Here is a 25,735-nt window from a genome sequence, read left to right as displayed (position 1 = left end):
CGGTCATCCAGTTGAAACTTAGGCGCTTCTAAAGTGACTCGGCTACACTTTGATGACGGGCTTTCTCACAGGGCCGGGGCGGTCTCCGGAATGCAAATCTACAATTTTTCACCCATAAGAATTCATTAAACCCTGACGTGCTAGCACCGCCTTACATACGGGGGGGCGTCGACATGATGTTAGGTACGTTTCTGCCGAAGCCCGAGCAGCGATTTGCGGCTGCCGGCGCGGCATTGGGGGCTCTGGTTTCTGTGGCGTGGCTTGCCAGCGGAACCGGTCTTCCCGACCAGATGGCGCCGCATTGGGACGTCCCTGCCGTTATGGCGGCCGGCGCCATGCCTTTCATCCTCGGCGGCTCCTTCTATCGCTGGCGCTACTCGCGCCGGCTCGAGCTGGAGCTGCGTGCCGCGCGGCGCGCCGAGCGTCGCCTGCGCAACGAAGTCCATCGCGACAAGCTGACTGGGCTTGCAAACCGCGCTGCGCTCGAGGCCGATATCAGCCAGGCACTCAGCGCAGAAGGTGCCGCGTTTGCGCGCAACGCCTTGCTTCTTCTCGATCTCGATCGCTTCAAGGTGATCAACGACACGCTGGGACATGACGCCGGCGACCGGTTGCTGGCTCTGTTCGGCGCCCGGCTCAGGCGTGCCTTTGCCGGCGAGGCGACGGTCTACCGCCTCGGCGGTGACGAGTTCGTGCTTGCGGCCGCGTGCGCGCCGTCTCAGGCCGATGCGGAAATGCTCGCAACGCGGGTGGAAAAGCTGTTCGAAGCGCCGTTCGATCTCGGGGAAACGCGCATCGCTTCAGGCTGCAGCATCGGCATCGCCTTCATCGAGCGGTCGGACAAATCGACATCCGACGTGTTGAAAAGGGCGGACCTGGCGCTTTACGAAGCCAAGGCGATCAGCGGCAACAGTCATGCCTTCCACTCGGAAACCCTGAGCCATGCCGTGCGGCAGCGGGCGGAAGCCGAGCGCGATCTTACGCGCGGTTTCGAGGCAGAGGAGTTCTTCCTCGCATTCCTGCCGATCCTCGGCATCGAAAGCGGCTCCATCGGTGGGTTCCAGGCGCTGCTGCGCTGGCGGCATCCGCATCTCGGCGTCATCGGCGCGGAAACGTTCGAGCCGCCGGAGCAGAGCGCGACTACGCTGGCGCTTGCCGCCTGGGCGCTTCAGTCCGCCTGCAGGCAGGCGGCCGGCTGGTCTTTCCCGAAAGGGCTGACGATTGCGCCCTTCGTCTCGCAACTGCGCGACCGCGATTTCGTCACGCAGGTGGAGCGGTGCCTTTCGGATGCTGGCCTTTCGCCGGAACGCCTGACGATCGAGGTCGCCGAGGGCGTCTCGACGGACGATCTCGTCATCGTCACCGAAAACTTGCGGGGGCTGCGCGCGCTCGGCGTTCGCGTCGCGCTTGGCGGCGGCTCCGCCTCGTCGCTGCCCCTGAACCAGATCTCCGACGTGCAGCCCGACCAGGTGACCGTCGATCTCGCCGCCGTGCGGGCCGCACATGGCAGCGAACGCAGCGTGGCGTTGCTCGCCTGCCTGATCAAGACCGGACAGGTGCTGCGGCTTTCGATCGCCGTCAGCGGTGTCGAGAAGGAGAGCGAGGCGGATTGCGCGCGGGCCTGTGGCGCTGCCGAGATCCGCGGTCCCTGGGTTTCGCCTGTTATGGCCGACGTGTCGGTGCTCGTCGGCGACGGCGAAGCGGGAGAGGCGCGCCTCTCTGCGGGCGCGTGAGCGAGAGCTCGAAGCGCTGCACTTTTTTCGACTGCTTGTGCGTTTTTCCAATATGAAAAGTTGAGGCGGCCGGGGCTTTCCCTTGCAGCAAAATGCTGGTTCTCTTTGCGCATCAGGCCGGAGGATCGCATGGGACGTTTGTTGAAGATTTCGGGTGCCGTGCTGGCGCTGATCGTCGTCGGTCTGTTCGGTTGGCTTGCGCTGGCGCCGCCGCAACTGCTGAAGGTCGGCGACGGCTATGCGGCAAAAATCGTCTGTTCCAACGTCTTCATCGCCGGGCGCGATGCCCAGGCTGTGCTCGCCGACGACGTGCAGGCCCCCGGCCATCCGTTGCTCAAGCTGGTGCGCGTCGATGTCGACAAAGAGAAACAGGTGGTGACGGCACGCATCCTTGGTTTTGCCGCCCCCGGTTATGCGGCCTATCGTCCGGGTGCCGGCTGCGCCAGCCTGCCGGACGGCGATGCCGCGGCTCTGGCACCGATCGAAACGAAAACCGCCGCTTCAGCGCCCGTACCGGGTGTGGCCTGGCCCGAAGGCGAGGGGGCTGTGATCGAGCCGACCTTGCAGAAGCTCGTCGAAGACGCTGACCTCGCCGGGCCGGGCATGCGGGCGATCGCCGTGATCCACGACGGCCAACTGGTGGCGGAAACCTATGGCCAGGGTTTCGACCGTTCGACGCCGTTGCTCGGCTGGTCGATGACCAAGTCGGTGACGGCGGCGCTGATTGGCCTCAGGATTGCAGAAGGGCGCATGGACGTGTCGCAGGGCGACCTGCTGCCGGAATGGGCCGGGGACGAGCGGGCGGGCATCACGCTTGCCGACCTGATGGGGATGCAGAGCGGACTTGCCTTCAACGAGAATTATGGCGCCGTCACCGACGTGACGCGCATGCTCTATCTGGAAAGGGACATGGCGGGTTTTGCCGCGACGCGGACGTTGGGTGCAAAGCCCGGCACGAACTTCAGCTATTCCAGCGGCACCAGCACGCTGTTGTCGCGGATCTGGATGCGCACCTTCGACGATCCGGCGGCAGCGCTTGCCTTTCCCTATGACGCTTTGTTTGCGCCGCTCGGCATGACGAGCGCCGTCCTGGAGACGGACGAGAGCGGCACCTTCGTCGGTTCCTCCTACATGTATGCGACGACGCAGGACTGGGCGCGGTTCGCGCAGCTCCTGCTGCAGGATGGTGTCTGGAAGGGGAGGGCGATGCTACCGAAGGACTATGTCGCCTTCATGCGCACGCCGACCAAGGCATCGGGCGGCAAATACGGCCAGGGCCAGGTATGGCTGGAGGAAAACGGCGTGCGGGCGGGAACGGGCAGTTTCCCGGCGGATGCCTTCTGGATGCTCGGGCATGACGGCCAGGTGATCATGCTGGTGCCTTCGTTGAAGCTGGCGGTCGTGCGGCTGGGGCTTACGCCTTCGCGGCTCGGCTATGACGTGCAGAAGCTCAACGCCAAAGTAATAGAGGCGCTCGATTGAGCGCCTCGTAAGGGGATTCCTGAACCATCGAGAAGCAGCTTCGCTTCGGGCCAGCCGGGGTGGCCGGCTTACTTCATGCCGAGCTCTTCGAGCAGGCCCTTGCGCTTGGCGTGATAGTAATAGCCGCTGGCATAGAGCTTGACTGCGCTGTCATGCTGGTTGTCGGCCACCATCCAGGCGCCATGCAGATACTTGGTCGCGTATTTGAGGTTGGTTTCCGCGTCGAACAGACCTTCCGCCGGACCGTCATAGCCGAGACCCTTGGCGGTGTTGTAGCGGATCTGCATCAGGCCGTAATTGCCCTTGCTGTAGGCGCGCGGATTGTAGTTGCTCTCGCGCTTGACGACGCGGTGCACCAGTTCCACCGGAATGCCGTTGAGATCGGCATAGTACTTGATCATCTTGTCGAGTTCGGGACGCGAGCTCGTCGGCGTCTTGGTGAACTTCATCGAATCCGGGATGACGTTGGCGACTGCGGCCACCGTCGAGCCGATGACGCCGGTCTTCGGGCGCTCGGTCGGAACGATCATGCGGTTGGCGACCAGCGTTTCGAGGCCGACCGGTTCGCCGGTGTCGAAGTCCGATTCCATCGCGGCTGCAACTGCGAGCGTCGAGACCGGCAGGTCCTGGACGCGAGCGGTCTTGGTTGCCGCCGGCGAGAGGGCGGCGGATGCCACCTGAGTGGAGTCGGCGGGCGAGGGGGCTTCCGCAGCGGCAATCGCCGCGCTGGCGCCGGTCTGCGTCGTCGGGGCAACCATGGCAAGCGCCATGGTGTCGCCCGGCTTGGCCGCGGGGACCGCGACCAGTGCGGGTGCTGCTTCCGCACCCTGTGCCAGATCGGTCGCGACCGGATAGGTGGCGGCGACGCCAGCGGTCTGAGCCGTCAAGGCCGCGCTCGTTGCGGTAGCGGCGCCGTCGGGCGTCGGCAGTGCATAGGCGGTCATTTCGGTGCCGGGCTTTGCGAGGGGCGTAACCGTCTGCACGGCCGTGAGGTCTGCCAGCGACGTGTGCTCTACCGTTGAGCATCCCGAGACGATGGTCGCCGACAACAAAGCTGCCACGCCAAACGTCTGTTTGGAAAGGGAAATACGGTAATTCGCCATTCTGTCACTTTCGTGCTTCTGGGCCCCGTAGCCCCTGCAAATCAGCGGTTGCCAGCCGCCAAGCGTGAATCTCCATTAACCTATGAGGCTGGCGGCGGCAAGCGTGGGGTCGAATTTCAGGCCGTGGCCCGCTTCATCGTGGCCGTCAAAAGCCCGGCGCCGATCAGCATGGAGCCGCCGGCGCGGTTGACGATCCGCCGCACATTCGGCTTGGAAATCGTGCTGCGGGCGGCGGTCGCAAGGGCTGCATAGAGGCTGGCATTGAGGATCGCGAGCGTGAGGAACGTCAGCTCGAAAATCGCCATCTGGGTAAAGAGCGGCTGGCTGAGATCGAGGAACTGCGGCAGGAAGGCGACGAAGAAGACGATGCTCTTCGGGTTCAGCGCAGTCACCGCATAGGTATGAAAGAAGATGCGAAGCGGGCGTTCCGTCGACGTGGTTTCGAGGTCGGCGTCGCCGCCGGCGGCCACCGGCGCGCGCCAGAGCTTGATGCCGAGCCAGATAAGATAGGCAGCGCCCACCCATTTCAAGACGGTGAAGATGGCGGCAGAGGTGGCAAGCAGGGCGCCGAGGCCGAGCATGGAGGCGGTCATGGCGGTGAAATCGCCGAGCGCCACACCGGCGACCGTCGCGCCCGCCGTCTTGCGGCCATGGCCGAGCGCGTAGGAAATGACGAGGAGAATGGTGGGGCCGGGGATGGCGAGCAGCACGGCCGAGGCCGCGGCAAAGGCAAACCAGTGTTCGAACGACATGAAAAAGCTCCGCGCTGAAGGTGGTGTTCGGCAATCAATTCGCCGAGCCAGCCACGGAAACGCGGAGCCGTCAACGTCTAATCAAGCGTTGTCGGCGGGTGGCATATCCACCCGCCGGCAAGTGTCGGTCAGTGCTTCTGGGCCTTCCACTTCTGGCCGATGACATCCATCACCTCGCCGAACCACTTGGTGGAGGTATCGAACTGCTTGCCGCCCTTGATGCGCGGGAATTCGATGGTGCGCAGCTTGCCGCCCTGGTCTTCGTCGTGACCGGTGACGCCCGAGACCTTGTTGAGGGCGCTTTCGACGGCAAGGTCGACCATGCCCTGGATCAGGCGCAGGTCGTCGCCGTTGGCCGGGGCCGAGCGGGCGTAGTAGCCAGATTTCTGCACCATCGAGCGTTCGGCGCCGAGAAGGGCTGCAAACTGCTTGGAGAACCAGTTGCCGACATTGATCGTGTCGATCTTCACGTGGCCGAAGGCATCGCGCTTGATGGTCTCGCCGGCTGCTTCCCGCTCGGCGACAATGGCGTCGAGGCAGGCGCCTTCACTGACGAACAGCGTCACGAAGCCGGTGCGGTCCATAACCTTGCGCAGGCGATCGGCTTCGCCCTGCAGGTCGAACTTCATCTCCGGCAGATAGAGGCCGTCGATGTTCTTCATCTGGCGGTTCATCATGAAGCCGTCGACGAATTCCTTGTCGTCGGTCATCTGGATGTAGGAGCGGGCGGTGGCTGCCGTCAGCCAGCCGCTATGGCGGCCCATGACTTCATGGACGACGAGCGTGCGCGGGGCGGCACTCTGTTCGTTGCTGACATTGTCGAAGAAGCGGGCGCCGTATTCGGCGGCCGTCCAGGCGCCGAGCGTCTGGCGGATCGGAACGACGTCGTTGTCGACGGTTTTCGGCAGGCCGACCACGGTCAGGTCGTAGCCGTTGGCGCCGAGATAGGCGGCAAGGTCGGCAGCGGTCGTGTTGGTGTCGTCGCCGCCGATGGTGTGCAGGATCGAAATGCCGTCCTTGGCAAGGCGCTCGGCTGCGACACGCAGCGGGTTTTCGCCTTCCTTGACCAGGCCGCGCTTGACGCAGTCGGCGGCGTTGGTGAGCTTGACGCGGCTGTTGCCGATCGGCGAGCCGCCATGGCGATGCAGGATATGGGCCTTTTCGCGCATGTCGCGCGTAATTTCGATCTGGTCTCCAAGGAGTACGCCCTGGTAGCCCGAGCGATATGCGACCAGCTCATATTCGGGTGCTACGTCCGTATAGCGCTCGATCAGTCCTCCAACGGCCGATGACAGACAGGGCGCGAGCCCGCCGGCCGTCAGCATTGCGACTTTTTTCTTGGCCATGTTTCCTCCTCGGGACTTTGGCATGCGATGGGTGCGGCCTCCATAGCGCAAATCAGATGGAATTTAAATGACGGGCCTGTGGATGTTGTGTCGAGGCTGCGCGAGAACGGCTGCTGGGCGCCGTCGGAAACGCGGGGCGGGCTCGGTGTCGAGCCGATTGTCGCAGCCGGAGGAGCGCAATCGGGCGGAGCGGCCTTCGCGGCCGGTGCATTTGGCGTGTTTTTCGGCATAAATTCGCCGCTTCGGATCGCTAGGTTGTTCCCAAGGGAACAGCTTTCCGTCTACCAGCTGTCGCAAGTTCCAATCGATGGATTGACAATAGTGAGGTGCCATCACAAATTCGTCATCCTCGTGGTTCGGACCGTCCCACCGCTTGCAATTTGCCACCACACAAGTCCATGCTATACGCTGGAGAGACAGGGATTCTCGCATGTCATTCTGGGACAGCCTCCTCAAAATCGTTACCGCCACCGGCAATGCGCTTGCCGGTGTGGTCGAGGCCGTGCGTACCCTGTTTGAGGGCGACCCGGAGACACGGCGCAAGGTTGCCTTCTCCGTCGCGATGATCGCGCTTTCGGCCAAGATGGCCAAGGCCGACGGCATCGTCAGCGAGGCCGAGGTCGCCGCCTTCCGCGACATCTTCCAGTTCCCGCCCGACCAGGCGCAGAACGTCGCGCGTCTCTATAATCTGGCGCGCCAGGACGTCGCCGGCTACGAGGCCTATGCGGAGAAGATGGCGTCGCTGTGTTCGTCCTGCGAAGAAAACTGCCCGATCCTCGAGGATATCGTTGACGGCCTGTTCCATATCGCCAAGTCCGACGGTGCAGTTCATGAGCGCGAACTGGCGTTCCTGGTGCGGGTCGCCGAGATCTTCGGCATGGACGAGGCGCATTTCGAGCTCATCATGGCCCGCCATGTGCACGGAGACGGTCGCGACCCCTATCAGGTGCTCGGCGTTTCGCGTAAGGATGATTTCGCCGACATCCGCAAGCGCTACCGTGTGCTGGTTTCCGAGAACCACCCGGATATGCTGGTGGCGCGCGGCGTACCGCAAGAATTCCACGCGATCGCCAATGATCGCATGGCGGCGCTGAACGCCGCCTATGAGGCGATCGAGAAAGAACGCCGAGCTGCATGACTTCCAAATACTGCGACTATCCGGGGGCTCGCTTCATGCCGTCGCCCAATTTTGGCGACCGCGCCGACAGGCGGGCACCGGATATGATCGTGCTGCACTACACCGGCATGGCAACGGGCGCTTCGGCGCTCGAATGGCTTTGTCGCGAAGAGAGCCAGGTTTCCAGCCATTATTTCATTCATGAGGACGGACGCGTCGACCAGCTCGTGCCTGAGACGCTGCGTGCCTGGCACGCGGGCAAGAGCTACTGGAAGGGCGAGACCGACATCAACTCCTGTTCGATCGGTATCGAGATCGCCAACCCGGGCCACCCCGGCGGGTTGCCGGATTTCCCGAAGAAGCAGATCGATGCGGTCGTCGAATTGTGTCGGGACTGTGGCCAGCGGTGGTCGATCGCCCCGGAAAGGGTGCTGGCGCACAGCGATATCGCCCCCATTCGCAAGGTTGATCCGGGAGAAAAATTTCCCTGGCATGTTCTTCACCGTGAAGGGGTCGGGCACTGGGTTGAGCCGGCTCCGATCGGCGGCGGGCGCTTCTTTCAGCGCGGCGACCGCGGTCAGCCGGTAGAGGCCATCCAGTCGATGCTGTCGCTCTATGGCTACGGCATTGAAGTGACTGGTGATTTCTGCGAAAAAACCGAGGGCGCCGTCGCCGCGTTCCAAAGGCATTTCCGGCAACAGAGGGTAGACGGCATCGCCGACATCTCAACCCTCGATACGCTCCATCGCCTGCTTTCCGGGCTGCCGCAATTTGTCGCCTGACGCGGAAGAATTTTTCGTCCCGAAGCCTGTTTTCCGGATGTTCGTGGCATGTTTTTTTAGCTTTGCCACATGTTTACCATGATGCGCCGTTCATTTCCCGCTCATTGAAACTGCAGGAACTTCGGGGCGCAACGCTCACGTCCTGTGAATGAAACGATCGGGACGTGAGGCTCGAAGCGGGGTGCGCTTCGGTCCAATCCCCAGACCGGAGAATTCAAACTACATGAGAATATCGTCTGTTGCTGCGGTGGCGGCATGCCTTGGCATGTTCTTCGCCGGGATGGGTACGTCGTATGCGGGGAATGTCGACAAGACCATCAAGACCTCTTCCATCCCGACCGTCACCCGGACCACAGGCTTCCCGAAACCGGACCTTCCGCAGAACGTTCAGTATACGGCCCTGATCAAGAGCTATGCGAAGCAGTACGGCGTTCCCGTCGATCTGGCGCATGCGGTCGTCAAGGTCGAAAGCAACTTCAATCCGAAGGCACGCGGCAGCGCCGGCGAGATCGGCCTGATGCAGATCAAGCCCGCCACGGCGCGCATGATGGGCTATTCGGGCTCCTCCAAGGGTCTCTACGACCCGGAAACCAACATCAAGTTCGGCATGAAGTATCTCGCCATGGCGCATGAACTTTCGGGCGGCACCACCTGCGGCACGATCCTCAAGTACAATGCCGGCCATGGCGCCAAGCGCATGAACCCGGTTTCCAAGCGCTATTGCGGCAAGGTCCAGGACATCATCGACTAGAACGCCGTGGGTTCCAGCGAACGCACGAGGGGCGCCTTGGCATCCCTATTCTAGAGCATCTGGCCGCCTCGGTGTTTCCACCTGAGGGCGGAATGCTCTAGTCCCTGACAGGCGTGGGTGATCCATTTGCCCACGCGACGAGAGAGCATCGTCCGCCGGCCACGCGGCAATGGCGGATGCTCCAGCCGGACAGGTCTCGCGTTCCGGCGCACCAATTAAATCCTTGAGTGGTGGTGCCCTATCAGCACCGATATGCTACCTCCTTCCGTGTCAGCGGAGCGGGGATGAGCATGTCGGAAAGCTTTGATTTCATTGTCGTCGGCAAGGGCATGATGGGCGCTGCGGCTGCCCGGCACCTGGCGCTCTCGGGTGCTGGCGTCGCGCTCGTCGGTCCTGACGAGCCGACCGATTGGGCCAGTCATTCCGGCGTCTTTTCCAGCCACTACGACAATGCCCGCATCACCCGCACGATCGACGACGACCCCGTCTGGGCGCGTCTCGCCCGTCGCTCGATCGAGCGCTACGACGAGATCGAACGCGAAAGCGGCATCCGGTTTTATCACGAGGTCGGCTGCTTGATGGCGGGGCCAGCGCCGGGCTCGAGCTACGACTATATCGAGCAGGTGGAAAAGGCGCGGGATGCGCTCGGCGTCGAAGCGCCGCTCTATGACAGCGAGGCGCTGTCGCGGCGCTTTCCCTGGTTCCGTTTTCCCGAGGGCACGGCCGGCGTTTATGAGCGCCTTGGCGCCGGCTACATCAATCCACGCGCGCTCGTTGCGGCGCAGGTCATCTGTGCCGAGAAGGCCGGCGCACGGATCGTGCGCGACGAGGTCGGCGCCGTCTCCGAGGCGGACGATCGCGTTGTCGTCACGACGGTCTCGGGCATGCGCCTGGAAGCGGGCCGGGTCATCGTTGCGGCCGGCGGATTTTCCCTGTCCGACAAACTGCTGCCGCGGCCGATCGACTTGACGGTCAAGGCTCGCACGGTGCTGTTCGCGGAGGTGGCGGCGAGCGAGCTGCCTGACTTCGAGGGCATGCCCTCGCTGATCGGTGCAGCACCCGAGCAGGAGAAGAGCTACTACCTGCTGCCGCCGGTCGGCTATGCCGACGGCAGGACCTATATCAAGATCGGCGGCGATCCGACCGACAGGATCCTGGGTGACGAGCCGGCGATACGGCACTGGTTCCGCGGACCGGGCGGTGCCGCGGCGGCCGAGCATCTGCGTCGGCTGCTGGCCGAGGTGATGCCTGATTTCCGGCCGGTCTCCACCCGCTTTTCACCCTGTGTCACCTCGTTTACCCGCGACGGGCTGCCCTATATCGGCTTTGCCGAGGGCGACCGCATCGCCGTCGTCACCGGCGGCAACGGCCAGGCGGCAAAAAGCTCCGACGAGATCGGCAGGCTCGGCGCTGTCCTTGTGCAAAATGGCCGGATCGATGAGCCCGAATACGACGCCGACTTCGCGGTCGCCTTTCGCTAGGTGCGGCGGCATCCACCCGGTCTCGGCCGATCTGCCCTGTTGGCAGCTTGAAAAACACTGCCGTTTTTTCTGGCGCCGGGCGGGGGCTTGCGTTAAGGAGCGCCTGCCAGTTGGCCGGGCAGCCGCTCTCCGCAAGTGCCGAAAGGCCGCGGGGGGAGGAAAGTCCGGGCTCCACGGAAGCACGGTGCCGGATAACGTCCGGCGAGGGTGACCTCAGGGAAAGTGCCACAGAAAGCAAACCGCTCCGCTTGCGGAGTAAGGGTGAAAGGGTGGGGTAAGAGCCCACCGCGGACATGGCGACATGGACGGCACGGCAAACCCCACCGGGAGCAAGACCGAATAGGGATGACGCGGACGCGCAAGCGCCCAGCCTGTTTCCGGGCCAGTCATCCGGGTGGGTTGCAAGAGGCTGCGTGCAAACGTAGTCCCAGATGAATGGCTGCCACGTTCCGTTGCCTTCGGGTGGCGGGGCCATACAGAACCCGGCTTACAGGCCAACTGGCGATTTTTCTCTCTCTCTCTCTCTCTCTCTCTCTCTCTCTCTTTCTCTGTGGGCGGGCCGCACGGTTCAGCGCGTGCGGATCGCGCCTTGCAAATCGGGCTGATCCGCATGCCATTTTTGCGACCGACAGCGGTGCCGGTTTAGGCGGTTTTGTCGTTGCCGCCGCGCATTCTTCTCTTGCGATGACACGAAAGGGCCTCTGCACAACGGTGTGTCTGCGCTTTTTCTCACATTCTGATTTTTCAACGATTTGAAGCCGTTCGACCGTCGCATTCCCGTACGGTGGGGGTCTCTTCGTAACCCTTCGTTAAACTTAACAACCTATCAATATTTGATCAGCCCGACGGCTGTTTGTGATCCATTCCCATTGACGCCCATATGGTCCCATGATATCCCATAATGGCACTGCGCAGGGGCTGCTTCGCGGCCCAATATCGCAAGATTCCAATGCCTTCCGGCTTCGGAGGGTGGTCGGACATTCCACTGTTCGGCGGGGCGGTCTTGCGTGCGGAGTGACGTGTTCTCGCGGGTCGATGATCGTGGCCCGTCAGTCTTGGGCGGCCGTTTCGCGTTATGAACCGCTTCTTGTCACATGCCACCAATCGGATCGATGCGAAGGGGCGGGTCTCTGTTCCCTCGGCGTTTCGCTCCGTGCTGTCGGATGGGGGCGTTCGGGAGCTATACTGTTTTCAGGATTTCGTCTTTCCGGCGATCAGCGTCGGCGGGCCGGAGCTCCTGGATCGGTTCGAGAGGCAGATGGCGGCCGAGGATCCATTTTCTCCGGAAGCCAACGAGATGTCGCTGCTGGTTCACGGGGGTGGCGTCTTTGTGAAGCTCGATCCGGAAGGCCGGTTGATGATGACGGATTTTATCCGCGACTTCACCGGCATCTCGACCGACGTGATGTTCGTCGGGCGGGGCGATTATTTTCAGCTCTGGGAGCCGCAGGCCTTTCAAAAGGCGCAGGCGGCGGCCCGGGAAGGGCGCAAGTCACGGGGGTTGCGTCCAGAATAGAATGGAGAGAGGGAATGGTGACGGATCAAGGCGGAGGTGTTTCTGAAGCCGAAGGCGGACCGGTTCGTCACATTCCCGTTCTCTTGCCCGAGGTGCTTGCTGCTCTCGAGCCTGCGCCCGGCAAGGTCATCCTCGATGGCACCTTCGGTGCCGGTGGCTACAGCTCCGCAATCCTCAAGGCCGGTGCCGACGTGATCGCGCTCGATCGCGACCCGACGGCGATTGCCGCAGGGCAGGCGCAGGTCGCCGAGTGGGGCGGCCGGCTGAAGCTCGTTCATGCACAGTTCTCCGATCTTGCTGCCCATGCGCCCGAAGGCGGGCTCGATGGCGTCGTGCTCGATATCGGCGTTTCCTCCATGCAGATCGACGAGGCCGAGCGAGGCTTCTCCTTCCAGAAGAAGGGGCCGCTCGACATGCGCATGTCGGCTTCGGGCGTTTCGGCGGCCGATGTCGTCAATCGCGCCAAGGTCTCTGATCTCATCCGCATCTTCGGCTTTCTCGGTGAAGAGAAGCAGGCCGGCCGCATCGCGCGTGCGATCGAGAAGCGCCGGGCCGAACAGCCCTTCGAAACGACCCGCGATCTTGCCGGCCTGATCGAGGTGGTGACGCCGCGCAAGGCCAAGGACAAGATCCATCCCGCCACCCGCGTCTTCCAGGCGCTGCGCATCTTCGTCAACGACGAGCTCGGCGAACTGGCAGAGGCGCTGTTTGCGGCCGAGCGAGCGCTGAAGCCCGGCGGCCGTCTTGTCGTCGTCACCTTCCATTCGCTCGAAGACCGCATCGTCAAGGCCTTCTTCCAGGACCGCTCCGGCAAGGCCAGCGGCTCGCGTCACCTGCCGATGGTGTCCGCGCGTGCCGCAACCTTCACGCCAGTTGGCAAGCCTATGGTGGCAGCCAGCGAGGAAGAAGCGTCCCTCAATCCGCGCGCCCGCTCTGCCAAGCTTCGCGCCGGTATCCGCACGCAAGCCGCGTCGCCGGGAAACGATCTGTCCATTTTCAATCTGCCGGAACTGGCAAGCCTTGCACGGCTGGGGGGCTGACAAGACATGCTTCGAACGTTCGATATCGTTCTGATCGTCGTCATGACGGCCGCGGCCACGGTGACCTATACGATCAAGCACCGCGCCGAAAACAAGCTTGAGGAAGTCCGCAAGCTCGACGTGGCGATCAAGCTCGAGGAAGACACGATCGACCTGCTGCGGGCCGACTGGGCGCTTCTGACCCAACCGAACCGCCTGGAGCGCCTCGTCGGTGCCTTCGGAGCCGACCTGCAACTCGTGCCGACCCCCTCGACACAGCTCGCCCAGCCGCAGGAACTGCCGATGCTGAAGGCCGATCTGCCCGTGCCCGAGGACAAGTCGGCCAAGGATGGCATCGCCGCCATCATCGAAAAGACCGATAAGATCGCAACTGGCTCGGTGGCGCGCTGATGTCGTTTCTCTCCCGCATCATGGTGTTGAAAAGCAAGGCGCACTTCTCGGCGGGCGGCAACAACCGACCGGCTGAAAGCGGCGTCAACGTCACCTTTCAGGGGACGCGCAAGAAGACCACGAACCAGGCGAAGAACCGCGTCGCCATCGTGATCGCCAGCTTCGGCATCGTCTATGCCGTCATTGGCGGCCGCCTGGTGCAATACGGCATGGCGGCACCCGAAACCGTTTCCAGCATCGGCCGGGCCGACAACCTGATGGCGTCGCGCCCCGACATTCTCGACCGCAACGGCGAGATCCTCGCGACCGACATCCGCACCGTCTCGCTCTATGCCGAGCCGCACAAGATCGTCGATGCCGACGAAGCGGTCGAGCGGCTGTCGACGGTGCTGCCCGACATCAACGCCCGCGAAATCTACAACAAGCTGAAGTCGAAATCGCGCTTCCAGTGGCTGCGCCGGCAGCTGACCCCGAAGCAGCAGTCGGAGATCCTGGCGCTCGGCATTCCCGGCGTCGGCTTCCGCCCGGAAAAACGCCGCTTCTATCCCGGCGGCCACACCGCCGCGCATATCCTCGGCCACGTCAACATCGACAACCGCGGCGTTGCCGGCATGGAGCGCTACATCGACAGCCAGGGGCTGGCCGACCTTGCCGCGATCGGCATGACCAGCGACGCCAAGCTCGAGCCGGTGAAGCTTTCGATCGACGTGCGCGTGCAGAACATCGTGCGCGACGTCATCGACGCCGGCATGAAGAACTACCAGGCGCTCGCCGCCGGCGCCGTCGTGCTCGACGTGCATACCGGCGAAGTGCTGGCAATGGCGTCCGTTCCCGACTACGACCCGAACAAACCGGCCGAAGGGGCGGAAGAGGGCTGGATGAACCGCATGTCGAACGGCACGTTCGAAATGGGCTCCACCTTCAAGACCTTCACCATCGCCATGGGCCTCGATTCCGGCAAGGTGACGCTCAACGACAGCTTTGACGCCTCGGCGCCGATCCGTATCGGCGGCTTCACCATCAAGGACTTCCACGGCAAGCGCCGCGTGCTGACTGTCCCGGAAATCTTCCAGTATTCGTCGAACATCGGCACCGCGAAGATTGCCGATCTCGTCGGCATTCCCGGCCACAAGGAATTCCTGACGCGCCTCGGCCTGCTTTCGAAGCTGCCGACCGAACTGCCGGAAGTGAAATCCCCGACGCAGCCGCGCGAATGGAAGAAGATCAACTCGGTCACCATCTCCTTCGGTCACGGCGTCTCGACGACGCCGCTGCAGACGGCGGTCGCGGGTGCTGCACTCGTCAACGGCGGCAAGCTGATCGAACCGACCTTCCTGCCGCGCACCGAGGAGCAGGCCGACGCCGTCTCCACACCGGTGGTCAAGAAGAGCACCAGCGACGACATGCGCTTCCTGCTTCGCTGGAACGGCATTGCGGGCTCCGGCAAGCGCGCACTGGTGCCGGGCTTCAACGTCGGCGGCAAGACCGGCACGGCCGACAAGGTGGTCAACGGCCGCTATGCCAGCGACCAGAACTTCAACGCCTTCCTCGCGGCCTTCCCGATCGACAACCCGAAATACATCGTGCTGACCTTCATCGACGCGCCGAAGACCGGCGAGGGTGGCGGGCGCACCGCAGGCTCGAACGCGGCTCCCATGGTTCGCGACATCATCAGCCGCTCTGCGCCGCTGCTCGGTGTCGAACCAAAGTTTGGAGAAGACGGTTCTGCCTTGCTTGTGTCTTATTAGACATGAAATGAGAAAGCGGACGATTCGCGATTCTTGCGGATCGAAATCGATGCGAGACGTGCGTTCATGAAGATCAAAGACCTGGCGGGATCGAGCTTCCCGGAACTTTCGGCGCAACTGAGCGGCGCTGCCGCCGATATCGACGTTGCCGGACTGACGGCCGATAGCCGGCAGGTTCAGCCAGGGGATCTCTTCGTCGCCGTTTCCGGCAGCAAGGCCAATGGCAGCGCCTATGTCGCCGATGCCCTGAAGCGCGGCGCGGTCGCCGTCGTCACCGAAGCTGGCTCAGACGTCGACTCTTCGGCAGCGCCGGTCCTGAAGCTTTCCGAACCTCGCGCCTTTCTCGCCCGCGCTGCCGCTGCCTTCTATGGCCGCCAGCCGGAAACCATGGTCGCCGTCACCGGCACCGCTGGCAAGACCTCGGTCGCCTCCTTCACCCGCCAGGTCTGGGCGCATTCCGGTCTTGCAGCCGCGATGATCGGCACGACCGGCGTCGTCGCACCCGGGCGTAACGATTACGGCTCGCTGACGACGCCCGATCCGGTGTCGCTGCACAAGCTGCTCGCCGAACTTGCCGATGCCGGCGTCACCCATGCGGCGATGGAGGCCTCCAGCCACGGCCTCGACCAGAGCCGGCTCGACGGCGTGCGCCTGTCGGCTGCCGCCTTCACCAATCTCGGCCGCGATCACATGGACTACCACCCGACGGTGGAGCACTACATGGCCTCCAAGATGCGGCTGTTCGAGGCGCTGTTGCCGAAGGGCGCGCCCGCAGTGATTTTTGCCGACGACCAATGGTCGGACCAGGCGATCGCCGCTGCCCGCAAGGCCAAGCTCGACGTGCGCACGGTCGGCCGCAAGGGCGATTACATTTCGCTGAAGCGGGTCGAGCACTTCCGCCACAAGCAGTCGGCCGAAGTGCATGTCGGCGACGACATCTTCGAAATCCACATTCCGCTTGCCGGCGACTTCCAGGTGGCCAATGCGCTCGTGGCGGCCGGCCTTGCCATGTCCACCGGCATCAGTGCCAAGGCGGCCTTCTCCGCGCTTGAAAAGCTGCAGGGGGCCTCCGGTCGTCTTGAACTGGTCGGCCAGACCAGGGACGGCGCGCTCGCCTATGTCGATTACGCCCACAAGCCGGATGCGCTGGAAAACGTGCTCGCCTCGGTGCGGCCGTTCACGACCGGCCGCGTCGTCGTGGTTTTCGGCTGCGGCGGCGACCGCGACAAGGGTAAGCGCCCGATCATGGGCGAGATCGCCACCCGGCTTGCCGACGTGACGATCGTGACCGACGACAATCCGCGCTCGGAAGTGCCCGATGTGATCCGCGCCGAAATCATGGCGGCGGCCAGGGGCGCCATCGAAATCGGCGACCGCGCCACGGCGATCCGCACGGCGGTCGGCATGCTGAAGACCGGCGACACGCTGATCGTCGCCGGCAAGGGGCACGAGGAGGGGCAGACGATCGGCTCCGTCACGTTGCCCTTCTCGGATCACGCGGAGGTCCGCAAGGCATTGGGAGGCTTGTGATTTGAACTGGCTCTGGACAAGCAGCGATCTCCTGGCCGCCATGAATGGCCGGCCGGTCGGCAATCTGCCTGAAGGCATCTCGGGGATCTCCATCGACAGCCGCTCGATCGGCAAGGGCGAAGCCTTCTTCGCGATCAAGGGTGATCGCGTGGATGGCCACGACTATGCGGGTATCGCGCTCGCCAATGGCGCCGCGGTGCTGGTCGTCAGCGAAGGCAAGCTGCCGGCGCTCGGACGGCTGAATGCGCCGATGATCGTCGTCGACGACGTGCTCGAAGCGATGATCCGGCTCGGCTGTGCGGCGCGCGACCGCAGTGCCGCCAAGATCATCGCCGTCACCGGTTCGGTCGGCAAGACGACCACCAAGGAGATGTTGCGCCACGTGCTTCAGCCGCAGGGCCGCGTACATGCGTCGGTCGCCTCCTTCAACAATCACTGGGGTGTGCCGCTGACGCTTGCGCGCATGCCCGAGGCAACCGATTTCGGCGTCTTCGAAATCGGCATGAACCATCCGGGCGAGATCCGGCCGCTGACCGCCATGGTGCGCCCGCATGTGGCCATCGTCACCAGCATCGCTGCCGCCCATCTTGGCAATTTCGAGAGCCTCGACCAGATCGCCGAAGCCAAGGCCGAGATCTTCGAAGGCGTTGTCAATGGCGGCCACGCGCTGATCATTCACGACAGCCCGCAGTACAAGCTGCTTGAAGACGCCGCGGCAGCGGCCGGCGTCAGCCACATCCATTCCTTCGGCGCCAACCCGAAGGCCGAATTCCGGCTGGTTGAATTCAGCGGCGGTGCGGAGGGTTCCATTCTCTGGGCCGGCATCGGCGGTCGCACGTTGGAAGTCGCGATCGGTGCCCCCGGGCGTCACATCGCCGAGAATGCCGTTGCGGTTCTCGCAGCGGTGAAGCTTGCTGGCGGCGATCTCGACTATGCGGCTTCGGCGCTCGCAACCATGCAGGCCGAAACGGGCAGGGGCCGGCGCCACACGCTTTCGATCGGCGGCGGTACGCTGAAGCTGATCGACGAGAGTTACAACGCCAATCCGAGCTCGATGCGGGCGGCGATTTCGCTGCTGCGCGACAGCGAGCCGCCGGTCGGCGGCCGTCGTGTCGCCGTGCTCGGCGACATGCTCGAAATGGGCGAACACGCGGCCGAGGTGCATGCGGCCCTTGCCCGTCCGCTCATCGAAGCCGGAATTACCGATGTCTGGCTCGCCGGACCGCTGATGGCGCACCTGCGCGACGCGCTTCCGCCCGAAGTTTCGGTGATCTATCGCGAGAGCGTTGAGGATCTCAAAGCCTATGCGCTGGCCGCTGTCGCGCCGGGCGACGTTGTCATGGTCAAGTCGTCCAAGGGAACCGGCTGCGCCAAGATCGTGCAGGCGCTGATCGAGAGCTATCCGGAGACGCAAGCCGAGGAATACGGGGCCGAGGGAACCGAAGCCGAGGGGTAGCCGGCGTAATAAAAGCCGGCGGAACCGCCCATGATGGCGCGGTGGATACAGTTTGAGGTTAGGCGGCGCGCCCTAACACTTTCGCATGCAAGCGCGTATCGTTTTTCAGATGATTCTGTTGGACGTGTTTCGAAATACTACGGCGCCGCGTCTCCCGGGGCGGGAAAGCTTCGCTGTAACACTTTAAACTGCTGCATCATTGTGCAGGAAACCTTTGGGGAAAGGTCCCTTATGCTCATTTGGCTTGTGGAACTGGCGGACCACTTTCAGTTTTTCAATCTTTTTCGCTACATCACGTTCCGCACCGGCGCGGCGCTCTTCACGTCGGCCATGATCGTCTTCCTCTTCGGGCCCGCGATGATCGCCTCGCTGCGCATCCGCCAGGGCAAGGGCCAGCCGATCCGCGCCGACGGGCCGCAGACGCATTTCAAGAAGGCCGGCACGCCGACCATGGGCGGCCTGATGATCCTGGCCGGCATCGTCGTCTCGTCGCTGCTCTGGGCCGATCTGTCGAGCGTCTACGTCGTCTCGACGCTGCTCGTCACGCTCGGCTTCGGCGCCATTGGCTTCTACGATGATTACCTCAAGGTTACGAAGCAGTCGGACAAGGGTTTTTCCGGCAAGGCACGCCTCGGCATCGAATTCGTGATCGCGGCGATCGCCGTGTTTTTCATGATGCAGGCCTCGCTTTCGGGCGGTCCGTCCGGCTCCACTTTCGGCTCCTCCGTCACTTTCCCCTTCTTCAAGGACCTGATCGTCAATCTCGGCTATTTCTTCGTGCTGTTCGGTGGCTTCGTCATCGTCGGCGCCGGCAATGCCGTGAATCTGACCGACGGTCTCGACGGTCTTGCGATCGTGCCTGTGATGATCGCCGCTGCCGCCTTCGGCCTGATTGCCTATCTCGCGGGTAACGCCGTTTTCGCCAACTATCTGCAGATCCATTTCGTGCCCGGCACGGGCGAGCTTGCCGTCATCCTCGGCGCCGTCATCGGCGCCGGCCTCGGCTTCCTCTGGTTCAACGCGCCGCCGGCCGCCATCTTCATGGGCGACACCGGGTCGCTGGCGCTTGGCGGCCTGATTGGCACCGTAGCCGTTGCCGTCAAGCATGAGATTGTCATGATCATCATCGGCGGCCTCTTCGTCATGGAGACGCTGTCGGTCATCATCCAGGTCTTCTGGTTCAAGCGCACCGGCCGCCGCGTCTTCCTGATGGCGCCGATCCACCACCACTTCGAAAAGAAGGGCTGGACCGAGAGCCAGGTCGTGATCCGATTCTGGATCATCGCCGTCATCCTGGCGATGGTTGGCCTCTCCACCCTCAAGCTGCGGTGAGCGGACGATGATCCCGGTCACTTCCTTCAAGGGCAGGAAAGTCGCTCTCTTCGGTCTCGGCGGTTCGGGCCTTGCGACCGCGCAGGCGCTCGTCGCCGGTGGTGCCGAGGTTACCGCATGGGACGACAACCCGGATAGCGTCGCCAAGGCTTCGGCGGCAGGCGTGCCGACGGCAGACCTGCGCACCGTCGACTGGGCGGCCTTTGCCGCCTTCGTGCTTTCGCCCGGCGTGCCGCTTACGCATCCCAAGCCGCACTGGACCGTGGATCTTGCCCATGCTTCCGGCGTCGAGATCATCGGCGACGTCGAACTTTTCGTGCGCGAACGCCGGGCGCATGCGCCCGATTGCGCCTTCATCGCGATAACCGGCACCAACGGCAAATCGACGACGACGGCGCTGATCGCACATATCCTCAAAGAAAGCGGCCGAGACACGCAGCTCGGCGGCAATATCGGCACCGCGGTGCTGACGCTTGATCCTCCGAAGGCCGGGCGCTTCTACGTGGTCGAGTGCTCGTCCTACCAGATCGATCTGGCGCCGACGCTGAACCCGACGGCAGGCATTCTGCTCAACCTGACACCCGATCATCTCGATCGCCACGGCACGATGCAGCATTACGCCGACATCAAGGAACGGCTGGTCGCCGGTAGCGGCACGGCAATCGTCGGTGTCGATGACAGTTTCTCGGCGCTGATCGCCGATCGCGTCGAGCGCGCCGGCACCAGTACCGTGCGGATCTCCCGTCGCCATGTGCTGGCAAGCGGCCTCTATGCCGAGGGCCCGCGCATCCTGAAGGCTGAAGGCGGCACTTCCAGCCTGTTCGTCGATCTCGACGGCATCCAGACGCTGCGCGGCGGTCACAACGCCCAGAACGCAGCCGCGGCCATCGCGGCCTGCCTTGCGGTCGGCGTCAGCGCGGCGGAAATCCACGCCGGCCTGAAGAGCTTCCCCGGTCTCAAGCACCGCATGCAGCCGGTCGGCCGCAAGGGTACGGTGGTCTTCGTCAATGACAGCAAGGCGACCAATGCGGATGCGGCGGCGCCGGCGCTTTCGAGCTATGACCGCATCTACTGGATCGCCGGCGGTCTGCCGAAGGAAGGGGGCATCACGACGCTTGCACCCTTCTTCCCGAAGATCGCCAAGGCCTATCTGATCGGCGAGGCCGCACCGGCTTTCGCCGCGACGCTTGGCGAAGCGGTTCCCTATGAGATCTCGGGCACGCTGGAGCAGGCGGTAGCGCATGCCGCGGCCGATGCCGGCAGGGACGAGACGGGCGGCTCGGCGGTGATGCTCTCACCGGCTTGCGCAAGCTTCGACCAGTATAAGAACTTCGAGGTACGCGGTGATGCCTTCGTCGGACATGTGCGCGCGATCGAAGGCGTGACGATGCTGATTTGATCCCTCGGCCGGCGCGCATGCGTGCCGGTCGATGCGGAAGGTGGTGCGGGATTTCGGACGTGGGCGCGGTGGGCGCCGGAGAAGGGGACTGACAAGATGGTAAGCCGAGCCGAACGTGGCCCCGTGGCCGACTGGTTCTGGACGATCGACAGGTTCTTTCTGGCGACCTTCATCCTGTTGATGGGCGTCGGCTTCATGCTGTCCTTCGCCGCAAGCCCTGCCGTCGCCGAGCGCATCGGCCTCGACAGCTTCCACTTCGTCCGGCGCCACGCACTCTTCCTTCTGCCGTCGCTGGTGGTGATGGTGGGGATTTCCTTCCTCTCGCCGCGCCAGGTCCGGCGCGCGGCGATTCTGCTTCTTGCCGGTTCGCTCGGCATGATGGTGCTGGTGCTCTTCATCGGCGAAGAGGTGAAGGGCTCGATGCGCTGGATTTCGCTCGGTGGGATTTCGATCCAGCCGTCGGAGTTCATGAAACCGGCCTTCGTCGTCGTCTGTGCCTGGCTGTTTTCCGAACATGCGCGCCAGCCGGAAATCCCCGGTAATCTCTTTGCCATCCTGCTCTTCGGCATCGTCGCGGCCCTGCTTGTCGCCCAGCCCGACCTCGGCCAGACGATCCTGACCACCGCCGTCTGGGGCGGCATGTTCTTCATGGCCGGCATGCCCTGGCTCTGGATCATCCTGCTTGGCGGTGCGGCCCTCGGCGGCTTCTTCGTCGCCTATACGTTGCTGCCGCACGTGGCCGCGCGTATCGACAAGTTCCTGACGGGCGAAGGCGACACCTTCCAGATGGATACCGCCCGCGAGGCGATCATCCGCGGCGACTGGTTCGGCCGGGGCCCGGGCGAAGGCATCGTCAAGCGCATCATCCCGGACAGCCATACCGACTTCGTCTTTTCCGTTGCCGCCGAGGAATTCGGCATCGTCTTCTGCATGGTCATCGTGCTGATCTTCGCCTTCCTGGTGATGCGCGGCCTCAACCATGCCTTCCGCGAACGCAACGACTTCAACCGGTTCGCCGTTGCCGGCTTGGTGCTTCAGATCGGCATCCAGTCGATGATCAACATCGGCGTGAACCTCGAACTGCTTCCGGCCAAGGGCATGACCCTGCCGCTGATCTCCTATGGTGGCTCGTCCATGGTGGCGATCTGCGTCACTGCCGGCTTCATCCTGGCCTTGACCCGTCACCGCCCGGAGAAGCGCGCCGTGGAGCGCAGCCTGTTTCGGTCCGGCATTGGCGTGCCGGCGGAGTAAAATATGACTAAAGGCATCATCCTGCTTGCCGCCGGCGGTACCGGCGGCCATCTCTTTCCGGCAGAAGCGCTGGCCCACGAGCTGAAGGCCATGGGCTATTCGGTGCATCTGGTCACCGATAGCCGCGCCGAACGTTATGCCGGCAAGTTCCCCGCCGACGAGGTTCATGTCGTGCCTTCGGCGACAATCGGCTCGAAGAACCCGGTCAGCGTCGTCAAATCGCTCTGGACGCTGTGGAGCGGCATGCGCGCGGCGCGAAAGCTGATTGCCCGGCTGAAGCCCAAGGCCGTCGTCGGCTTCGGTGGCTACCCGACCGTGCCGCCGCTCTTGGCGGCAACCGGCATGGGTGTGCCGTCGATCATCCACGAGCAGAACGCCGTCATGGGCCGCGCCAACAAGGCGCTGGCCTCGCGCGTCAAGGCGATCGCCGGTGGCTTTCTTCCGGAGGGCACGGGCGCCTTTGCCGCGAAAACCGTGACGACGGGCAACCCCGTTCGCCCGGCGGTGCTAGCCGCCGCCAACACGCCCTATGTGTCGGCTGTCGGCGACGCGCCATTCCATCTCGTCGTCTTCGGCGGCAGCCAGGGCGCACAGTATTTTTCCAAGGCAGTACCGCAGGCGATCTGCCGTCTGGACGACGAGGTTCGCCAGCGATTCAAGGTCACGCAGCAGGCCCGGCCTGAAGACAGGGACGGCGTGATCGCCACCTATGAGAAGCTCGGTGTGCCCGCCGAGGTCTCGCCGTTCTTCACCGATATGGCCGAGCGCATCGCCGGCGCTCAGCTCGTCATTTGCCGCTCCGGCGCCTCGACGGTATCGGAGCTTGCGGTCATCGGCCGGCCGGCGATCCTCGTGCCCTATCCCTATGCGCTCGATCACGACCAGGCGGCCAATGCGGCCGCCCTTGCCGCCAAGGGTGGCGCACGCGTGATCGCGCAGGCCGAACTCACCGCCGACCGTCTCGCCGGCATCCTCAATGATGCGATCGGCAAGCCGCAATCGCTCGCGGAGATGGCGGCAAATGCCCGGGAAACCGGCAAGCCAGACGCAGCAAGCTTGCTTGCATCCCTCGTAGAGGCTATTGCCAGCGGTTTGACAGTCGAGAAATTCAGGGAAACACGCTCATGAAAATGCCGAAAACCATCGGGCTGGTCCATTTCATCGGTATCGGCGGCATCGGCATGAGCGGCATCGCCGAGGTGCTGCACAATCTCGGACACAAGGTCCAGGGTTCCGACCAGTCCGACAGTGCCAATGTGCAGCGCCTGCGCGCCAAGGGCATCGAGGTCTTCGTCGGCCACAAGGCGGAAAACCTCGGCGAAGCCGAGGTGATCGTCGTTTCGACCGCGATCAAGAAGAACAATCCGGAACTGATCGCCGCGCGCGAGAAGTTCCTTCCCGTCGTGCGCCGCGCCGAGATGCTGGCCGAGCTCATGCGCTTCCGCAATGCGATCGCGATCGGCGGCACGCATGGCAAGACGACCACGACCTCGATGGTCGCAGCGCTGCTCGAGGCCGGCGGGCTCGACCCGACCGTCATCAACGGCGGCATCATCAATGCCTATGGCACCAACGCCCGCATGGGCGAGGGCGAGTGGATGGTGGTTGAGGCCGACGAATCCGACGGCACCTTCCTGAAGCTGCCGGCCGATGTTGCCATCGTCACCAATATCGACCCGGAACATCTCGACCACTACGGCAATTTCGATGCCGTGCGCGCCGCGTTCCGCCAGTTCGTCGAGAACGTGCCCTTCTACGGTTTCGGCGTGCTCTGCCTCGACCATCCGGAAGTGCAGACCATGGTCGGCAAGATCGAGGACCGCAAGGTCGTGACCTACGGCGAGAACCCGCAGGCCGACGTGCGCTTCCACAACATCCGCATGGACGGCGCCACCTCCGTCTTCGACATCGAGATCCGCCGCCGGCGCACCGGCCAGGTGATCCCGATGAAGGACCTGCGCCTGCCGATGCCCGGCCGCCACAACGTGTCCAATGCGACCGCGGCGATCGCCGTTGCGCAGCGCCTCGGCGTCAGCCCGGAAGCGATCGCCAAGGGGCTTGCCTCCTTCAGCGGCGTCAAGCGCCGTTTCACGCTGACCGGCGAGACGAACGGCGTGCGCGTCTATGACGACTACGGCCACCATCCGGTCGAGATCAAGGCGGTGTTGCGCGCCGCACGCGAGGCCTGCCAGGGCCGAATCATCGCCGTGCACCAGCCGCACCGCTACTCGCGCCTTTCGAGCCTGTTTGAAGATTTCTCGGCCTGCTTCAACGATGCCGACACGATCCTGATCGCGCCTGTCTATGCGGCCGGCGAAGACCTCATTCCGGGCGCAACGGCCGAGGAACTGGTCGATCGCATCAAGGCGGGTGGCCATCGCGACGCCCGTTACGTCTCCGGTCCGGAGGCAATCGCGCCGGTTGTCAGCAAGATTGCACAGCCCGGCGATTTTGTGGTTCTCTTGGGGGCTGGCAGCATCACCTACTGGGCGGCTGCCCTGCCTAAGGAACTCGCGGATATTTCAGGAAATTGAGCATGAAACAGGTCAACGGTCAGAAACTACTGGAATCGCTCGGAAGCGGCGTAAGCGCTGTGCGCGGCCGTATCACGCCGGATGCGCCGATGGATCGTGTCACCTGGTTCCGCGCCGGCGGTCTTGCCGAGTTGATGTTCCAGCCGCACGACACCGACGATCTCATCACCTTCCTGAAGCTGGTCCCGGCTGAAGTGCCGGTCACGGTTGTCGGCGTCGGCTCGAACCTGCTGGTGCGCGACGGCGGCATTCCCGGTGTCGTCATCCGGCTGTCGGCCAAGGGTTTTGGCGATCTGGAACTGGTCGGCGAAAACCGCATCAAGGCCGGCGCGATCTGCCCGGACAAGAACATCGCCGCCATGGCGCTCGATCACGGCATTGGCGGCTTCTACTTCTACTACGGCATTCCCGGCTCGCTCGGCGGCGCGCTGCGCATGAACGCCGGCGCCAATGGTGCCGAGACCCGCGAACGGGTCGTCGAGGTGCACGCGGTCGACCGTCAGGGCAACCAGCATGTGCTGTCGAATGCCGACATGGGCTATGCCTACCGCCATTCGGCGGCGGCGAAGGGCCTCATCTTCACCCACGCGGTGTTCGAAGGCTACGCCGAGGACAAGAACAAGATCCGCACCGACATGGATGCCGTGCGCCAGCATCGCGAAACGGTGCAGCCGATCCGCGAAAAGACCGGTGGCTCGACCTTCAAGAACCCGGAGGGCCACTCGGCCTGGAAGCTGATCGACGAGGCTGGCTGCCGCGGCATGATGATCGGCAGCGCGCAGATGTCGCCGCTGCACTGCAACTTCATGATCAACACCGGCCAGGCGACCGGCTACGAGCTCGAATATCTCGGTGAAACCGTGCGCCAGCGCGTGCTCGAACATTCCGGCGTCCGGCTCGAATGGGAGATCAAGCGCATCGGCAACTTCATGCCGGGCTACGAGATCAAGGAGTTCCTCGGCCGCGGCATCGCGTAAGGCTCGGTTGCGAGA

Annotated in this window: 21 protein-coding genes and 1 other RNA gene; 19 read left to right on the top strand and 3 right to left on the bottom strand. The window is 63.8% G+C overall.

Annotated elements, in window-relative coordinates; genetic code table 11:
* The first annotated feature begins 173 nt into the window (after positions 1 to 173).
* Complete coding sequence (locus IB277_RS11025; protein WP_110818687.1) at positions 174 to 1,733, top strand: EAL domain-containing protein; 1,560 nt, start codon at positions 174 to 176, stop codon at positions 1,731 to 1,733.
* Between the two features lie 129 nt (positions 1,734 to 1,862).
* The gene (locus tag IB277_RS11020; RefSeq protein WP_090294319.1) at positions 1,863 to 3,215 is read left to right on the top strand and encodes a serine hydrolase; all 1,353 of its coding nucleotides are present in this window, start codon (positions 1,863 to 1,865) and stop codon (positions 3,213 to 3,215) included.
* A gap of 68 nt (positions 3,216 to 3,283) precedes the next feature.
* On the opposite strand, the gene IB277_RS11015 is transcribed toward IB277_RS11020, so the two are convergent.
* The 3 genes from IB277_RS11015 to IB277_RS11005 form a co-directional block, all read right to left on the bottom strand.
* The gene (locus IB277_RS11015) at positions 3,284 to 4,318 is read right to left on the bottom strand and encodes a lytic transglycosylase domain-containing protein (protein WP_034792386.1); all 1,035 of its coding nucleotides are present in this window, start codon (positions 4,316 to 4,318) and stop codon (positions 3,284 to 3,286) included.
* A 116-nt stretch (positions 4,319 to 4,434) separates the two neighbouring features.
* On the bottom strand, positions 4,435 to 5,070 hold the full coding sequence (locus tag IB277_RS11010; protein WP_034792388.1) for a LysE family translocator: 636 nt from the start codon (positions 5,068 to 5,070) through the stop codon (positions 4,435 to 4,437).
* Between the two features lie 128 nt (positions 5,071 to 5,198).
* A complete protein-coding gene (locus IB277_RS11005) occupies positions 5,199 to 6,416 on the bottom strand; it encodes a pyrophosphate--fructose-6-phosphate 1-phosphotransferase (RefSeq protein ID WP_060582683.1) in 1,218 nt (405 codons plus the stop codon).
* Between the two features lie 430 nt (positions 6,417 to 6,846).
* Between IB277_RS11005 and IB277_RS11000 the strand changes: the two genes are divergently transcribed.
* From IB277_RS11000 to murB, 17 genes are all read left to right on the top strand, one after another.
* A complete protein-coding gene (locus IB277_RS11000; RefSeq protein WP_034792391.1) occupies positions 6,847 to 7,554 on the top strand; it encodes a DnaJ family molecular chaperone in 708 nt (235 codons plus the stop codon).
* Entirely contained in the window at positions 7,551 to 8,315 is a 765-nt protein-coding gene (locus IB277_RS10995) for an N-acetylmuramoyl-L-alanine amidase (protein ID WP_090294316.1), read from the top strand. The genes IB277_RS11000 and IB277_RS10995 overlap by 4 nt, the downstream gene beginning before the upstream one ends.
* Before the next feature lie 223 nt (positions 8,316 to 8,538).
* Positions 8,539 to 9,066, top strand: coding sequence for a lytic transglycosylase domain-containing protein (locus IB277_RS10990; protein ID WP_034792405.1), 528 nt, complete (start codon positions 8,539 to 8,541; stop codon positions 9,064 to 9,066).
* Between the two features lie 290 nt (positions 9,067 to 9,356).
* The gene (locus IB277_RS10985; RefSeq protein ID WP_090294470.1) at positions 9,357 to 10,547 is read left to right on the top strand and encodes an FAD-binding oxidoreductase; all 1,191 of its coding nucleotides are present in this window, start codon (positions 9,357 to 9,359) and stop codon (positions 10,545 to 10,547) included.
* Positions 10,548 to 10,653: 106 nt separating this feature from the next.
* Positions 10,654 to 11,053: RNase P RNA component class A (gene rnpB / locus IB277_RS10980), an RNA gene on the top strand.
* A gap of 569 nt (positions 11,054 to 11,622) precedes the next feature.
* On the top strand, positions 11,623 to 12,063 hold the full coding sequence (gene mraZ / locus IB277_RS10975) for a division/cell wall cluster transcriptional repressor MraZ (RefSeq protein ID WP_060515924.1): 441 nt from the start codon (positions 11,623 to 11,625) through the stop codon (positions 12,061 to 12,063).
* Positions 12,064 to 12,077: 14 nt separating this feature from the next.
* Positions 12,078 to 13,103, top strand: coding sequence for a 16S rRNA (cytosine(1402)-N(4))-methyltransferase RsmH (gene rsmH, locus IB277_RS10970; protein WP_060515925.1), 1,026 nt, complete (start codon positions 12,078 to 12,080; stop codon positions 13,101 to 13,103).
* A 6-nt stretch (positions 13,104 to 13,109) separates the two neighbouring features.
* Entirely contained in the window at positions 13,110 to 13,493 is a 384-nt protein-coding gene (locus IB277_RS10965; RefSeq protein WP_034792423.1) for a hypothetical protein, read from the top strand.
* Positions 13,493 to 15,241, top strand: coding sequence for a penicillin-binding protein 2 (locus tag IB277_RS10960; RefSeq protein WP_060582686.1), 1,749 nt, complete (start codon positions 13,493 to 13,495; stop codon positions 15,239 to 15,241). The genes IB277_RS10965 and IB277_RS10960 overlap by 1 nt, the downstream gene beginning before the upstream one ends.
* A gap of 66 nt (positions 15,242 to 15,307) precedes the next feature.
* Entirely contained in the window at positions 15,308 to 16,771 is a 1,464-nt protein-coding gene (locus IB277_RS10955; protein WP_090294468.1) for a UDP-N-acetylmuramoyl-L-alanyl-D-glutamate--2,6-diaminopimelate ligase, read from the top strand.
* A gap of 1 nt (position 16,772) precedes the next feature.
* Positions 16,773 to 18,227, top strand: coding sequence for a UDP-N-acetylmuramoylalanyl-D-glutamyl-2,6-diaminopimelate--D-alanyl-D-alanine ligase (locus IB277_RS10950; protein ID WP_034792439.1), 1,455 nt, complete (start codon positions 16,773 to 16,775; stop codon positions 18,225 to 18,227).
* A 231-nt stretch (positions 18,228 to 18,458) separates the two neighbouring features.
* Complete coding sequence (gene mraY / locus IB277_RS10945; protein WP_034792441.1) at positions 18,459 to 19,559, top strand: phospho-N-acetylmuramoyl-pentapeptide-transferase; 1,101 nt, start codon at positions 18,459 to 18,461, stop codon at positions 19,557 to 19,559.
* A 7-nt stretch (positions 19,560 to 19,566) separates the two neighbouring features.
* Complete coding sequence (gene murD / locus IB277_RS10940) at positions 19,567 to 20,958, top strand: UDP-N-acetylmuramoyl-L-alanine--D-glutamate ligase (RefSeq protein ID WP_192370992.1); 1,392 nt, start codon at positions 19,567 to 19,569, stop codon at positions 20,956 to 20,958.
* Positions 20,959 to 21,054: 96 nt separating this feature from the next.
* The gene (gene ftsW / locus IB277_RS10935; RefSeq protein ID WP_034792447.1) at positions 21,055 to 22,209 is read left to right on the top strand and encodes a putative lipid II flippase FtsW; all 1,155 of its coding nucleotides are present in this window, start codon (positions 21,055 to 21,057) and stop codon (positions 22,207 to 22,209) included.
* A gap of 3 nt (positions 22,210 to 22,212) precedes the next feature.
* A complete protein-coding gene (murG, locus tag IB277_RS10930) occupies positions 22,213 to 23,337 on the top strand; it encodes an undecaprenyldiphospho-muramoylpentapeptide beta-N-acetylglucosaminyltransferase (RefSeq protein WP_089043442.1) in 1,125 nt (374 codons plus the stop codon).
* Entirely contained in the window at positions 23,334 to 24,743 is a 1,410-nt protein-coding gene (murC, locus tag IB277_RS10925) for a UDP-N-acetylmuramate--L-alanine ligase (protein ID WP_090294314.1), read from the top strand. Before murG ends, murC begins: the two co-directional genes overlap by 4 nt.
* A gap of 2 nt (positions 24,744 to 24,745) precedes the next feature.
* Positions 24,746 to 25,720: a UDP-N-acetylmuramate dehydrogenase gene (gene murB, locus IB277_RS10920; RefSeq protein ID WP_192370991.1), complete on the top strand. Its 975-nt coding sequence runs from the start codon at positions 24,746 to 24,748 to the stop codon at positions 25,718 to 25,720.
* The last annotated feature ends 15 nt before the right edge of the window (positions 25,721 to 25,735 follow it).

Origin of the sequence: Ensifer sp. ENS07 (assembly GCF_014852185.1) — a bacterium.
In the GTDB taxonomy this organism is placed as follows: Bacteria; Pseudomonadota; Alphaproteobacteria; order Rhizobiales; family Rhizobiaceae; genus Ensifer; species Ensifer adhaerens.
This window is presented reverse-complemented; position numbering and strand designations above follow the sequence as displayed.